General features: G+C 25.8%; 10 protein-coding genes and 1 tRNA gene. 4 read left to right on the top strand and 7 right to left on the bottom strand.

Translation table 4 applies throughout. The annotated features are described in order from the left end of the window. Window positions 1-101: 101 nt before the first annotated feature. From JN03_RS03035 to JN03_RS09885, 4 genes are all read right to left on the bottom strand, one after another. Window positions 102-740 (bottom strand): hypothetical protein, encoded by a 639-nt coding sequence (locus JN03_RS03035; RefSeq protein ID WP_036443494.1) that lies wholly within the window; start codon window positions 738-740, stop codon window positions 102-104. Continuing rightward, window positions 740-2,173, bottom strand: a complete 1,434-nt coding sequence (locus tag JN03_RS09890; protein WP_134076720.1) for a hypothetical protein — start codon at window positions 2,171-2,173, stop codon at window positions 740-742. The genes JN03_RS03035 and JN03_RS09890 overlap by 1 nt, the downstream gene beginning before the upstream one ends. A gap of 18 nt (window positions 2,174-2,191) precedes the next feature. After that, window positions 2,192-3,178, bottom strand: coding sequence for a nicotinate phosphoribosyltransferase (locus JN03_RS03025; RefSeq protein ID WP_134076719.1), 987 nt, complete (start codon window positions 3,176-3,178; stop codon window positions 2,192-2,194). A 234-nt stretch (window positions 3,179-3,412) separates the two neighbouring features. Then, a complete protein-coding gene (locus JN03_RS09885) occupies window positions 3,413-5,176 on the bottom strand; it encodes a variable surface lipoprotein (protein ID WP_134076718.1) in 1,764 nt (587 codons plus the stop codon). Between the two features lie 641 nt (window positions 5,177-5,817). Between JN03_RS09885 and JN03_RS09880 the strand changes: the two genes are divergently transcribed. Further along, window positions 5,818-7,209 (top strand): hypothetical protein, encoded by a 1,392-nt coding sequence (locus tag JN03_RS09880; protein WP_134076717.1) that lies wholly within the window; start codon window positions 5,818-5,820, stop codon window positions 7,207-7,209. Window positions 7,210-7,319: 110 nt separating this feature from the next. Here the strand turns inward: JN03_RS09880 and JN03_RS03010 are convergent, their stop codons facing one another. Together JN03_RS03010 and JN03_RS09875 are read right to left on the bottom strand one after the other, a co-directional pair. Then, window positions 7,320-8,732: a DUF2130 domain-containing protein gene (locus tag JN03_RS03010; protein WP_051601248.1), complete on the bottom strand. Its 1,413-nt coding sequence runs from the start codon at window positions 8,730-8,732 to the stop codon at window positions 7,320-7,322. A gap of 98 nt (window positions 8,733-8,830) precedes the next feature. Beyond that, window positions 8,831-9,511 carry a DUF402 domain-containing protein gene (locus JN03_RS09875; protein WP_080697531.1) on the bottom strand — a complete coding sequence of 227 codons (681 nt, stop codon included), beginning with the start codon at window positions 9,509-9,511 and terminating at the stop codon, window positions 8,831-8,833. Between the two features lie 134 nt (window positions 9,512-9,645). Here JN03_RS09875 and trmB point away from each other — a divergent pair, with 134 nt between their 5' ends. Continuing rightward, complete coding sequence (trmB, locus tag JN03_RS03000; RefSeq protein ID WP_036440949.1) at window positions 9,646-10,251, top strand: tRNA (guanosine(46)-N7)-methyltransferase TrmB; 606 nt, start codon at window positions 9,646-9,648, stop codon at window positions 10,249-10,251. Between the two features lie 17 nt (window positions 10,252-10,268). On the opposite strand, the gene JN03_RS02995 is transcribed toward trmB, so the two are convergent. Continuing rightward, window positions 10,269-10,357: transfer RNA gene (locus JN03_RS02995), tRNA-Ser, on the bottom strand. 269 nt (window positions 10,358-10,626) lie between these two features. Between JN03_RS02995 and parE the strand changes: the two genes are divergently transcribed. Continuing rightward, entirely contained in the window at window positions 10,627-12,549 is a 1,923-nt protein-coding gene (gene parE / locus JN03_RS09870; RefSeq protein WP_036440952.1) for a DNA topoisomerase IV subunit B, read from the top strand. An 11-nt stretch (window positions 12,550-12,560) separates the two neighbouring features. Then, window positions 12,561-15,620 carry a DNA topoisomerase (ATP-hydrolyzing) gene (locus JN03_RS09865; protein WP_080697561.1) on the top strand — a complete coding sequence of 1,020 codons (3,060 nt, stop codon included), beginning with the start codon at window positions 12,561-12,563 and terminating at the stop codon, window positions 15,618-15,620. Window positions 15,621-15,643 lie beyond the last annotated feature (23 nt).

The following is a 15,643-nucleotide window of genomic DNA, read 5'->3' as shown; positions in this document are numbered from 1 at the left end:
CAAAATTAAAGAAAGTCAAAAAAATAAAAAGCTACTTGGACAATGGAGAGTAGCTTTTTTATTGTTTTAGTTTATTTAATTTAAGTTCTTGGTTTAGTTAGTTAACTAAATTCCAACATTTTCTTTACAAGATCATGGGTAAAACTTTGAATTTCACGAATAGTATCAAAGTAAATTTTATAATGCTTATATTCACCACGCAATATGATTTTACGGTTTATTGATTGGGTGAATTCAATTGCTAAATAAACATCAAAATAACCATAAGCTTGTTTAATATCAATAATAAATTTTTCGATTTTGTGTTTTAAATCTAAATCTTTAATTTCTAAATTTGGACGACGGTATATTTTTCTAAACAATCTAAATAAATATGAATAGTAAATGTTACGTGATTCTATATCTTCTTTAGGAGCATCTTTAAATAAACTTGCTAATTGTTGTTTTTTTTGTTCATCTGATGGTACAACATCTTGCAAATACAAATCTAAATCAATTGCATTTTTCTTGTGTCTATTTTCTGATTTTAAGATGGTGATTATTTTAATAATCACAAAAGTAAATAATCCTAGGAAAATTCCACCAAATACATCACAGGTTATTTGAGCTGGTTTTTTAAGGTTTGCAGGTATTACATTTGTACCTATAAGTACTAAAATAAGCCCTAGTAAAAAAAACAGTATTATCAAAGATATTGATAGTATGTTTGATAATATAGTTTTGATTTTTGAAATTTTCATTATTTTGCTAAACTATTGTATTTGCCAATTAGATCTTCTAATTTCGTAGTGATAGATTCAATCATTTGAATATTTTCATCAGAAATAGCCTTATCAGCAGCATTGATTAATGAGTTTCCAAATTCATATAAATCTTTTTCATTTACATATTTAATTGAAAGATTATTGGTTTGTTTAGCTCTTAATCTTAGCTTAATAACCATAAATTTAGTTAAGCATTTATTAATAGTTTCTTTTACTGGATCTAGGGTATTTAAATTATTGTAATTATCAAATTCTTCAACAACAAATGAATTGAATTCTTCATAAAGAGCTTTATATTCAGGTTTGCCAGTAAGTTCATTTTTGATGAAGTATTCACTTTCAAGCAAGATATTTAGTAATCTTGCTTTTTTGTGGTTGAAAAGTAAGTTATTGTATCTAAATATAACAAGTTCATTTGTTCAAGAAGTAGTTGTATTTTCGAATGAATATTTCTTTAATGCTTGGTCAATAAATGTTTTAACTTCTTCGAATCTTGACTTAGCAGATGAAGCTACTGAAACATCTATTAAGTTTTTCAACTTAATAACAAGTGTTCTATCAGGTTCGGTTTCACCTTCTTGAAGTGTTTCTTTAACATCATCTTCAGGAGTTAAACTAGCTTTAAATACATATTGTGATTGGAACATCAAAGTATTTGAAGTTTCTTTTTTGTATACTTGTTTAGGTTCTTCTACTTGAACTTCTGGTTGTGAAGTAGAAGTGTCAAATGAATAACCTGAAATATCTAGTGATGAAACATTTTCAGTAGCATTAGCTTGTTTTTTAACTTTTTTAGGTTTTGCAATAGCTACTTCTTGTGATTTATAAATTTTGTTTGCAATTAATATTCCAGCTAAAATTATGATAAATCCTAATGCAATTCTACTTGCTCCACTTACTAGTACAAAGTTTTTATTTGTTGTAATAAAATCAGCTAATTTTACTTTTGTTAATATGCTTAATACTTTTGCATTGGTTGAAAGTAGCGAAACAATTAAGCATAATGCACCAAATAAAATGAATAGTACTGCAAATATGATGTAAGCTACTTTTAATGATTTTTTAATAGATTTTTTCTTATCTTCATCTTTTGATTCAGATTTTAATTTAGCACCATTTGCAATTCCAACAAAGAATGTTATTCCGGTTAGTAAGCATAATAGTGCTGTTATTCCTGGATATAATCAAGCAGCAATTTTTGGTCATTTTGTTAGTGGTGTGTACAAGAATGACAAGTTTTTTTGTAAAAAGTTGTAATAGCTTGACATTTTTGGAATCTTAGCCAATAAATAGGTTTCGATCGCAATTGTTAATGCAAATAGCCCTAGTAGTAATAACAGTGTAGTGAATAAACCAGTTAATACCCCATTTACAACAATTTTATTTGATTTTTTAGTTGTTGTGTCCATAATTTCTCCTACAATATATTAATTATAATCTAATAATTTAATATTATTTAAATAGTATCTTCCTTCTTTTGCAATTTTTATTCCATTTAGCTTAGTTGCATCTGCACTAAAGTGTATTTTTATCCGTAAAAGTGCTGCACCTACACCATAAGAATCAACCGGAGTTTGCTCTTCTTCAAAGAGTTTTATCTTTTTTTCGTCAAATCCTGATGAAACTATTATTTTTACATGGTTTCCACCATTAGCATCTAATTCTTCACGCAGTTTTTTAACTTGAAGAGGAGTCACACCGAACTCAGCTTCACCTTCTTTGAACATTTTATCCACAAGTGATTTCGAAGTGTCTATCCGAACACCTTTCAAAATTTTCCCAAATGCCTTAAGACATTTTAATGAATCGGATATAACATCATTGTGAAAATCTACTAATGCAATCAAATTATCATCTGGAAACATTTCTAGATAAGCTTTGCAAGCTTCAACTATATTTCCATTGAACATTTGAATTAATGCATGAGGCATAGACCCATAAGCATATTCAGGATTTCCATTTGCTGATGCCAATGTTGAATGATATTTAATTCCACCAACTTCTATTGCATAAGCATCGTTTGATTGATTGATATAGTGATCTGCTCTATCAGCCATACTAATAACTTTTTTACCATTAGCAACTTGCATTATACGATAGGCATTGGTTGCAATTGAAGTTTGACGTGCTAAAATCCCATCAATCATTCCTTCTCAAATTCCAAATTCATAATAAGGTCCTTCAAGTTCTAATACTACATCACGATTTTGAATAATAGAACCTTCAGGGAGATATCTAATTTTATATTTTTTCAAATTTGTATTGTCTTGAAGGAGTTTTAGAACTTCATTCATACCACATAATTTAACATTATTATGTCTTTGAAAAAATTGCAATGTGACAATATCATTGTGTTTATATTTTTCTGAAATTGCTTTAGTTTTGTGAAAATAAACCGCTATTTTATCTTTCACATTTCCTCTTTCTAGAAATTAGAATTTTGAATATCAATTGTTTTTCTTAAGTAGTAAAAATAAAAAAATTTATTAAATTATACTATATACCTAAATATTTTTATTTACAACTAATAATTAGAAAACAAAATTTAAGGAAAAGATGAGTGATTTTTTCTTGAAATTTGCACTCATCTTTTTTTAAAAAAGCCTTTATATATAATCAATTTTGAAAATTTAACTATTTATTTTTTTCTAATCTTCAGTAAATAGTTCTTGTTGAAATACTTCATCATCTTCTTTGCCATCTTTTAATACTAATCTTCATTTGGCAATTCACCTTTTGCCATCATTTATAAGTGTTATACCTTTATTGCTGCCTTTATTTACATCTTTAATAATATTGTTATTATTTCCGTGAGTCATAACTTCATTTTTTATAGATGAATTAGAAATTGAAATACCTTCTATTTTTTGACCATCATTACTATTTTTTGTATAAAAAGCAGCATTTTTGTACACTAAGTATCTTTTCTTTTCTGATTCATATGTTTTCATAGATTTCAATAGTTTAATAATGTTGTCTTTTTGCTTTTGATCTATTTCAATCAATTTTCCTGATGATGATAGGGTATATAGTTCTTGTAATCTATATTCTTTATTTAAAGTTTTAGCAATTTTAAATCCTATTTCTTCTTTTTCAACAATTTTTGTGGTGCTAGGGGTATTAATCATTAATGTAACTCTTATTTTTAGTTTACCTTCATTGTCATTGTAAATTAATTCATAGTTTTGAATTCCAATTATTGATGAATATTCATCTTTTAGTTCGAATAAAATATTTTCATTTTTGACACTGCTAGGCAACGCATTAGATTTTTCAATATCTTTAAGTTTTATTGTAAAACTATTTTCTACATCAACATTAAAATCAACATTTTTCTTTTTTTCTTCTTGAACTACTGATTCTTTTGGAGTTTGGATTATATCTTTGTTATCTTGCCTAACTCTATCGATTTCTTCTTTTTCAATATTATGAAAACTTAATACATTAGTTTCAATTTGTTTACTATCATAGATATATTCTCATAATTTATTAACTTGATAACTTTTACCTAATGTTACAAATGCTTTATATTTATTTTCACCAAGTTTCTTCAATATTCCTTTTTCGAATGATGTACCTTCTACTCAATTTATTTTAGACATATCTAATATTTGCTTTCTGCCTGATTCATTATAATCTTTATCAAAATATGTTTTTTGATCAATGTCATAAAATATTTTAACTTCTGTTTTACCATTACTAAATAATGCTTCAACTGCATTTTTACTTTCTTGAGTTTGGGATAAAGTAATATTTTTAACTTTTTCTCTTTGATTTACAATGACATCATAATCAGTTTTATAGCAACAAAGTTTAAATTCTTTTATTATTGAATTTTCATTTTTCTTAGCAGTTACTACTATTGTTCTAAATCCTTCATTGTAATTTTGTTTAGTTGGAATTTTATTTTTAAAACTCTTTTTAAATTCAAATTCATCGTTTGCTCCTTCCAACTTAACTTTATCAATTTCTAAATCACCAGCATCTAATTTTTTAAGAACTTCTTTACCACCTTCATATGACAAAGTTATAGCATTTATTGCTTGATTAATAACTTTTTCTTCAGGAGTATAAGTAACTACCATTTTTCTAAAACCTCTTACTTCAAAGGTTTTTTCAGCTGAGATATTATCATTTTTATTTGTTAAAACTACGTTAACTTTCAAAATTGTAGGATCGGTTTTATCAACTTCATGTGTATGAGATACTGAAAATATTGAAGATCTATATCCTGTAATTCTTATATCAGTATCTATTACATCTTTAGCAAATTTATCTAGTAAAACTACATAAACTCTGATTTTATTAATTTCTTTTTCAGGGTCTTCACTATTGCAAGAAATTGCAATCAATGGAAGTGTTGTGATTGGAGTAATCGTAGATAACAAAATTATTTTTACTTTTCTATTCATAAATCTTTCAATATTTCCTTTATATTATTATTTTTTTGTTTTATTTACTTTACAAGGTAAATAAAACCCGGAAAATTTTATAGAAAGAATGAATTTTTAAAATAATTATTATCTTCATAATATCAATAAACAAAATGAATAAAAAAAGGTAGTTTTACAATCAATTTTTACAATATTAGTTCGGATAAAACAATAGCTTTATCCTTTTCAAAAAATGAATTTATAAATAAATAAATTTCAAACAATTAAAATTTGAAAAAATAGCTTATATAAAGTAAAAAATTAAAAATTTTATAGTTTATTTTTTTATAAATTATCCAAAACAATATGAATAAATTTAATGATTAAAAGATTACTTTATATTGTTAAATTTCAATAAGAAGAAATTTGAATAAAGCTCTTTATCATCTACTAAACAGATTACAAAAAAACAATTTATATTAATGAAATAATATAAAAAAATGAAACTAAATCAATTTCAAAACATTTTTTTTTTTTTTTGTTTAATGTAGAATTTACAATTTATAGTATATGAAAAAAATAAATCATTCTTTTTTGCTTTAAAAATTTGTCATTGTATAAATGATATTTGGAAATTTCAAAAAGATAGATGAAAAAAATTGAATTATTAAAGATTAACTATGAGTGATAAGACAATAGAATTATTAATAAAGAAATTAAAATCAATATATAAAAAGCAAGAATTTATAGTTGAAGGTGATTTTGCATTACATTTACAAAATTACATTACTAGAAATCCAAATAATTTAGATATACTATTTTTAAATGAACATAGTGATGATTTAAAAGAAATTAATAATAAGTGAGATAAATTCATTTCAAATTTTGAAGTTATAAATAAAAAAATAGATAACTATACCTTTAAAAAATACACCATTATTTTCAATGAAGAAAAAGTGGTAATCCAATCTTCATTATCCAAAAACTTAAATAATGAATTTATAATGAATAATGATGGGTTGTATTTAGTTTCACCAGAATATTCATATTCAAGAAAAATATGTGAATTATTTCATATGCTTTCTAATGAACTATTTTTGGACATAGAAAAGTTCAATAACATAATTAAAGATATTCAAAATATTGAAAAAAATGAAAACATAAGTTTAAAAGAAGCAATCAATAAAGTTTTAGATTATGAATATAAATTTATTTTTTACAATTCTAATTTAAATTATTGAAACATATTAAAAAGTAAAAAAGAATTCATAAAGAAAATATCTAAATTCTCACAACTTGATAAAGATGAATCTAATTCATTATTTTCATACTTGAATAATCTAATACTCAATCAAGTTAATATCAACAAAATTAATAACATAGATTTTTTAATCGAAAGCAAAAAGAAACTTTACAAGAAGTTATCTAATTTAGATAGTTATAGTTCACCTGTTATATTTAATGATAAAAATGATTTTTTAAAAACTCTTGTTGGATTTTTTAAAACTAAAAATATTTTGTTGAATGATGAATTTACAACATACTTTAACAAAAATATAGTTATAAGCAAAAATAATTTATTTTCATTTGACTTAATAAAAGTATATGAATGAATTTTCAACTATGGTATTTTAACAAAGCATAATTATGTATCGGAACACAACAATAAAAACAAGATAAATAGTTTTATTGCTATATTCTATTATTGATTTACATTTGTTGGATATTTATTATTAAATTTAATTTTTGGTTTGATCAAAGGGAAAATTAATAATACATTATTAGAGTCTTGAGAAAAAACAACATTAATTATAGTATCTATTTTAATATCCATTATCATAGTTGCATCAATAGTCATATATATTTTTGTAATCGACTATTCTCGAAAAAAATGATTAATAATGACGTATGTCCTACAAATAGTGTTTGGATTATTCTTCTGAATAATATGTATAACAAATATTGGTTCATTCCTAACAACATTATTATCAATTCATTACTTTGTTATAGTTTCTACTTATACTAGCTTAGAACTATTGATATATAAAAACAATATTCAAAAAATTTCATAAATTCTACTATCCAAAATTTAGGGGTCTTAGAATTAAAAAAAGCAAATAAATTAGGTAATTTCTTTTTTTAATTTTTTAAAAAATAACATTAATAAAGATAATTTTTAAAATTAACTTCAATCATTATTTTCTTCTTCACCATCTTCTTTATTAATTAAATTAGTTAATGTTTTGTTACCCTTAGCAAGTTTTTTCATTGTTAAATTATCTAATTTATTAACAGCTGTTGTTAAATGAGTACCGGCTTTTCTAAAGTTTTCACGCATTTCTTCTAAAACTTTTATAGCTGAATCTATTCTTTTTACAGCAGTAATAAAGTTTTCCTTTGCATAGCCAACACTTTTTGTAAAACTTTCCTTAAAGTTTAAAATATCATTTTCCAATTTTTTCTTATCAATATTTGTTTGTTCATAAGAAAGATATTGCTGTTTGGTTTTATATAAATCATAAGCTTGTTTCCGAAGTAATTGAATTATAGATATAAATCATTGTGGTCTTACAACATACATCTTTTTAAATTCTGGATGAGATATAGAAACGTCAACAATACCATCATATTTACCATTATTAGGTTCTAACATTGTAACCAAAACAGCATATTCACATTTTTTGATATTTCTATCTTTATCTAGTTTTTTAAAGAATTCTTCATTTTTTCTATTGCTAGAATCGGTTTGATAGTTTTTCATTTCAAACATAATTGATAAAATTTCTTCATTTGTTGATTTATCAATTTCTTTAAAAACAAAATCGCCTTTTGAACCTTCGCTTGCATCATTATCTTTTCCAAATTTAACTTCTGTTTTAGAATCATAAATTAAGTTTTTTTGGATGTTGTTGTAGTACTCGTCTTGACAAAATTGTTCTAAGCTTTCACCAACCATTTTTGTAGTTGAATTTAATCTAAAATTCTTTTGTCTATCTATTTCTTCTTTTAAATTTTTGGTTTCTTCTTCATATTTTTCAATTTCTTTTTGATGTTTATTTTGAATTTCTTTTTTAATTTCAAAGATTTCAGAATTATGTTTATTTTCTAATCTTTCTTTTTGATTTTCTAATTCATTACTTTTTTGAGTTAGCTGGTTTTTAAGCTGATCGATTTGTTTTATATATTCAAGATTTGAAAACTTAATTTTTTCTTCTTCGTTTTTTTTGAGACTTTTTATTATTTGATCTTGTTCAAGAATTGATTTTTTAAGTTCTGAAATTTCACTATCTTTTTTAGAAGCGATTTCTTTTTCTATTTTTACTTTTTCTTTAATGGAATTATTTTCGTATTCTTTTAGCCTATTCTCATATTTAAAACTAATTTTTTCAATTTCGTTCTCTTTGGCTAAAATTTGGTTTTGATATTCATTAATTTTTTTATCATTTTCAAGTTTTATATTCTTGATTTGTTCTTGAACTTTTTGTTCAACTTCTTCTTTAAAAGTTGAATTTTTAACTTGTTCAATTAATGAATTGTAATCATCTTTTTCAATTGAAAATATTTTCTTGCAATGTGGACATTTAATTTCTGCCATCTTACACCCTTTCTTTTATCTTATAAATTTATTTTATAAAATAATGTTAATTTTTAAAAATAGCCTTAAATAAAGATATTTTATAAAATTTCACTATTTTATATATCCCCTTCTTCAATTAGCATTTTTTGAATGTTATTAATTAACTTTTTAGAAAAAATCCCCGTCTTATGCTTGAATTGATCATATAGAAAATCTATTTCATCATAAAGTCTATGAATTAGTTCAAATGGATAATTCATCTTCTCTATTGATTCTTTAAAATCTTGTCAATCTATGACATTAAATTCTTTATCAGCATAGCTTTTAATATCTATATCAAAATCAATGTATTTTAAAACACCATTATCAATATAAAATGGACTAGCTAAATTTACATATATATAATTATTTTTTGATCTGTTCAAAGTAATTGATGCATTATAAAATTTATTCTTTGCAAAAAAGAAAAGAATTGGTTTCCCAACAACTCAAGTAATATCTTTTTCTGAAACTTTTGTTTTCATTAAAAGTACAACCACAAAATCATTCAAATTAGCAACAATTTTTGCGCCTTCATATTGTCTATACAAAGTTCCATCAAACTTAAATGCTTGTATGCTTGTGATTGAACCTATATCAAATAAATGACGTTTATTTTTTGAAGAAAATGAAGTTTCTTCTAATGTTTCATTTTCTTCTAATTGTTCTATTTCTGATTCATTTTCATTAATATAATTTGCGACTAAATCAGCAAAACTTTTAAAAGCATCATTTTTGTTATCATCATTAATTTTCATATTTTTATTTCCTTAATATAATTTATTTTAAATTAAAATTAGACTAAAATTAATAAAAATTTATTTTAACTATACATTCAAGTTTAATTAAAACTTAAAATAATGCGCGAATAATAAATGTATAATAAACTATTATGCGTCTAAGATATAACAAAAATGCTGATGAAATATTGAAAAATAGTGAATATACTATTACCAATTTCCCTTTTAATATAGAAGAAAATTCAATTTTAGAGATTGGAATGGGAAAAGGCAAAATGATAACTGAAATGGCATTTGAAAACCCTAATAACAATTACATAGGAATTGAAAAATACTCTACTGTTGCATTAAGTGCAATGAAAAAAGCAGTTGCATTAAATTTAAATAATTTCAAAATAATGATAGGTGATGCTAAAAATATTTTGGAATTATTTAATGGAAAATTTAATACAATTTGGCTAACTTTTTCTGACCCTTGACCAAAAAAAAGGCATTTTAAAAGACGTTTAGTTTATCGTGAATTTCTTCTTTTATTTAAACAAGTTTTAAGGGATAATGGCACTATATATTTCAAATCTGATAATGATGGATTATATGAATTTGCATTAGAAGAATTAAATGCTATAAATGCTAAAATTATTTTCAATACAAATGATTTTCATAACTCAAATTTTAATATAAAAAACTATCTAACAGAATATGAAGAAAAGTTCAAAAACAAAGGGAAAAATATAAATTTTATAGCCTTTAAATTCTAAAAACAAAATATAAAAAATGGCCGATGGTAAGGGATTTGAACCCTTGAATGCTATTAACATTATTAGTTTTCGAGACTAACCTCTTCAGCCACTCGAGCAACCATCGTTCATTGATAAATATTATACAACAATAGCATTTATTTAGTTTAACCCTTGAATTTTGGACACTCCTTAAAAAGTAATTTCTAATTCCGAAATTATTTATAATTAAATTCAAAAATTCCCCTTATATTAAGTATAATTTTAAAAATTTAAAATAATTTATATTTAATTTAAAATACAAGTAAAAAATTCTTTATAAATATACATAATGTATATTTATATTTTTAATCTAAGCAAAAAATCTTTTAAAAAATAATTTATAATGTTTATACTATGTCAAATAATAATTATGGTGCAAAAGATTTAAAAGTCTTGAAAGGCTTAGCAGCTGTTAGAAAACGTCCTGGTATGTATATCGGGTCAACTGATAGTAGCGGACTTCATCACTTAATCTGAGAAATCGTTGATAACGCATTAGATGAAGCCTTAGCGGGTTTTGCTAATGAAATAAAAATCACATTAAAAAATGATGGATCATGTGTCGTTGAAGATAACGGTCGTGGTATTCCTATCGATAAACACTCTGGCGGAAAAACTGGAGTAGAACTAGTTTTCACAGAACTACATGCTGGTGGAAAATTTGATGAAGGAGTTTATAAAACAAGCGGTGGGCTTCACGGTGTAGGTTCATCAGTTGTTAATGCGCTTTCTACAAAATTAAAGGCAACTATTTATCGTGATAAATTCGAATATGAAACAGAATTTGAACAAGATAAAATAACTGAAAGAACACACAAAATTGGTCATACTACTAAAAGAGGTACAAGAGTTCAATTTTGACCTGATCCTTTAATTTTCAAAAAAGCTAAATTTTCTAGTGAAATTGTAAAGGAAAAATTACGTGAATCAAGCTTTCTAGTACCCGGTCTAAAAATTCACTTTTACAACGAAAGTACTAGCGAAAGAATAATTTTTGAAGCTGAAGAAGGTATTAAAGAATATGTAAAATTTGTGGGTGAGGGAACTAACTTTTTAAGTTCAGTATTTTATGCAAAGGGTATTGAAAAGAAAATTGAAATTGATATTGCGCTAGTTTATACCGATAACTACAATGAATCAATCTTCAGTTTTGTAAACAATGTTAAAACCCGTGATGGTGGAACACATGAAACTGCATTTAAAACCGCACTTACAAAAGCAATTAATGAATATGCAACCAAAAATGGAATTCTAAAAAATAAAACCACATTTGATGGTAATGATATTCGTGAAGGATTAATTGCAATAATTTCGCTAAAAATTCCTGAATCAATTCTTGAATTTGTTGGTCAAACTAAAGATAAATTAGGCACGCCAGAAGCTCGTGAAGCTGTAGAAGATTTCTTCTCACAACAATTTTCATTCTATTTAAATGAAAATAAAAAAGAAGCTGAACTAATCTTATCTAAAATTAAAAAAGCTTATGATGCTAGAATTGCAGCAAGAAATGCTAGAAATGAAGTTAGAAAAGTTAAAAATAAACTTGAAGGCAAGAAAATTCTTTCAGGCAAATTAACTCCTGCACAATCAAAAAATTCAAGTGAAAAAGAACTATTCTTAGTCGAAGGGGATTCTGCTGGTGGTTCTGCTAAAATGGGTAGAGATAGATATTCTCAAGCTATCTTGCCATTACGTGGTAAGGTTATAAACACCGCAAAAGCTAAATTAGTTGATATTTTAGGTAATGAAGAAATCGCTACCATCATTAATACAATTGGAGCTGGAATACAAGGTAACTTCAATATTGAAAAATGTCAATATGGCAAAATAATTATTATGACAGATGCTGACACCGATGGAGCGCATATTCAAGTATTGCTCCTAACTTTCTTTTATCGTTATATGAAAAAATTGATTGAAAATGGAATGGTATATATAGCACTTCCTCCACTTTATAAAGTAACAATCAAATCAAGTAAAGAAAAAATAATCTATGTATGAGATGAAGAACAACTAAAAGAAGTTACATCAAAATACACCAACTATGAAATTCAACGTTATAAAGGTCTTGGAGAAATGAACGCAGATCAATTGTGAGAAACCACAATGAATCCAAAAACTCGTTCAATTATAAAAGTAAGAATAAATGACGAAGTATTAACTGAAAGAAATGTTAACACTCTTATGAGCGATAACATTACTGAAAGAAAAACTTGAATTAATACATATGTTGATTTTTCAATAGAAGATGATTTTGTCATTACGGAAAAAAAGTAGAAAGGTAATATATGAAGAAATTAACTAACGACGAAAAACATCATATAGATGAGGTTGTTGAAAACATCATTGAAAAAAATATGATTGACATCATGAGCGATCGTTTTGGAAGATATTCAAAATATATTATCCAACAACGTGCTATTCCTGATGCTCGCGATGGACTAAAACCTGTACAACGTAGAATTTTATATTCTATGTGAAACTTACACTTGAAAAACAACCAACCCTTCAAAAAATCAGCTAGAATTGTTGGAGATGTTATCGGTAGATTCCACCCACATGGTGATTCTTCAATTTATGAAGCATTGGTTAGAATGTGTCAAGAGTGAAAAAGTAATTATCCTCTAATTGAAATGCATGGTAACAAAGGGTCAATCGATGATGACCCTGCTGCTGCTATGCGGTACACTGAATCAAGACTTGAAAAAATTAGCGAACTACTTTTAAAAGATTTAGATCGTAAAGTAGTTACAATGGCACCTAACTTTGATGATAGTGAATACGAACCTACCATTTTACCTTCATTAATTCCAAACTTACTAATAAATGGTGCTAAAGGTATAGCTGCTGGTTTTGCCACTGAAATTCCACCACATAATTTAAACGAAGTACTAGATGCTACCATTAAATTAATTAAAAAACCCAATTCTTCTTTTGCTGATTTAAAAGAAATTATTAAAGGCCCTGACTTTCCTACTGGTGGGATTATTAATGGTATTGAAGGAATATACGACGCTTTTGAAAAAGGTCAAGGAAAAATTATTCTTTCTTCAAAATACAAGTTTGTTTATGATCCAGAAGATGAAGATAAAATAATTGGAATTGATATTTATGAAATTCCTTTTGGTGTTGTTAAATCTAAATTAGTTTCAGATATGAGCAATCTTGTAATTGATAAGACCATTAGTGGAATTATTGATATTCGTGATCAATCAAACCGTGAAGGTATATCAATTTATCTAGAACTTGATAAAGATGCTAACCCTGAAGCTATTATAAATTACTTTATGTCAAAAACCGACCTAAGAATTTCATATAACTATAATATGGTAGCTATTTATGAAAATGCTCCTAAGTTAATGAACTTAGAAATGCTTCTTTATGCATACTTAACTCACTTACGGGATGTGAATACCAAAGGTATTCAATTCGACCTAGAAAAACATAAAATCCGTTTAGAAATAATTGAAGGATTTATTCGTGTAGCTGAAATAAGTGATGAAGTTATTAAAGTAATTCGTGAAAGTGATAACTCAAGAAAAGGAGTTATACAAGCTCTTGAAGAAACATTCGGTTTTACAAACCTACAGGCTACTGCAATTGCTGAATTAAGATTATATAAACTTTCTAAACTAGATCAGCAAGAATATCGCAATGAAAAATTGGAACTAGAAGCAATGATTGCTCGTTGCAATTTGCTTTTAACCAATCCTAGTGAATTTGACAAGTTTTTAATTAATCAATTAAATGAAATTAAAAAAACTTATGGAGTACCTCGTAAAACTGAAATAAGCAATGAAAAAGTTTCAAATGCAATCAACACTAAACTTCTTGCTAAAAATGAAGACTTTTACTTCTTTATATCAGAACAAGGATATTACAAACGTGTTTCTATAAAAACCAAAAAATCAAATGAGTTTAACACTTACAAACTTAAAGAAAATGATGCTATTTTCTACTACTGCCAAATAAACTCGCTTTCAAAATTAATCTTTTTTACTAACCTAGGAAACTACTTTTTAATTGATGCTCACATTCTAAAAGAATGTGGCTGAAAAGATTTAGGTAGCCATATATCCTCTTTAGTTGCGCTTGACACTAATGAAAAAATTATTCGTGTGATGGAAATAGCTTCATTTAGAACATATGTAAACTTTATCTTCATTACCCGTTTAGGTATGGCTAAAAAAATGAGCCTAGAAGAATTTAAAGATAAGCAAATATGTCGTAAAAGAACATGTATGCCACTTAAACCCGATGATTTATTAGTTGATGTTAAAATATCTAATGCTGAAAAAATGCTCTTTATTCTTCTAACTGGTGGTATTTATTACTTCATAGAAGATAGAATCATTTCAGAATATTCTTCAAAAGCAAGTGGTATTAATTTAATTAAATTAGAAAATGGACTTGAAATTGAAGCCTTTCACACCGTTCGTCCTGGTGCTGATAGAATTATTATTTACACTGACCAAGGCCAATTCAAACGTGTAAAAGCTTCAAAAATTAAACCTGTTGGAAGATCAAGTCGTGGAAAAATTTTCTACTTCCCAACTAAAACAGTGAAATCAAAAGTTATCGGAATCGAAAGTCAAACCAAAGAACTTGTATACTTATATACAAATGGTGACAATGAACCTCAAAAATTCGATTATAAAACAATAGCATTCTCTGATTTAAAGGATGGACTTTCATATGTTAAAATCAAAGGTGCTAATAACAACGGTTATTTAATTCAACCATATACAATTAATGAATTAACTGATGAAGTTGGCGAAAGTAGAAGCAAAATTCAAGAATTCTACAAACAAAATGAAGATATTGACTTAACCCTAAGTGCTGAATCTACAATCTTCAAACGTAGTTATATTTATGATGATGAGTACTATAAATTAGGTAAAAAAGTTGATTCAACTGAACTTGAAGAAAAAACATTAGAAACTACTGCTGAATCAGATGATTTCGAAGTAATTAATAAAAATGTAAAACAACCTTCTTTGCCAGTGCCTGCTAAAAAAATTGAAAAACCTAAACCAAAATTTGAACCTAAAGAAGAAATAATCATCACGCAAGAAGACAGTAGCGAGGAAATGATGGAAATTAGTGAAAAAAATCTTGCTACTGGCGAAATTGAAATTGATCCTGGTGTAGACTTAGACTTAACCATAACAACAGAATCAGCTATTGATGTAGGTAAAATTTTCACCAAAGAAAAACCTAAAAAACCAGAAAAGCCAGTTACAAAAGAAAGTGTAGCTAAAAAACTTGAAGCATTAGACAAACTAGATCTAGACTCAATTCTAGGTCCAACTGGCGACTTTAAAATATGAAAAAAGAATAAAAAATAGTTATAATATTTAATTATTTTTAA

The organism is Metamycoplasma hyosynoviae, from assembly GCF_004365165.1.
Taxonomy (GTDB): domain Bacteria; phylum Bacillota_I; class Bacilli_A; order Mycoplasmatales; family Metamycoplasmataceae; genus Metamycoplasma; species Metamycoplasma hyosynoviae.
Note: the sequence above shows the minus strand (reverse complement) of the source record. Positions and strands in the feature narration are given on the sequence as shown.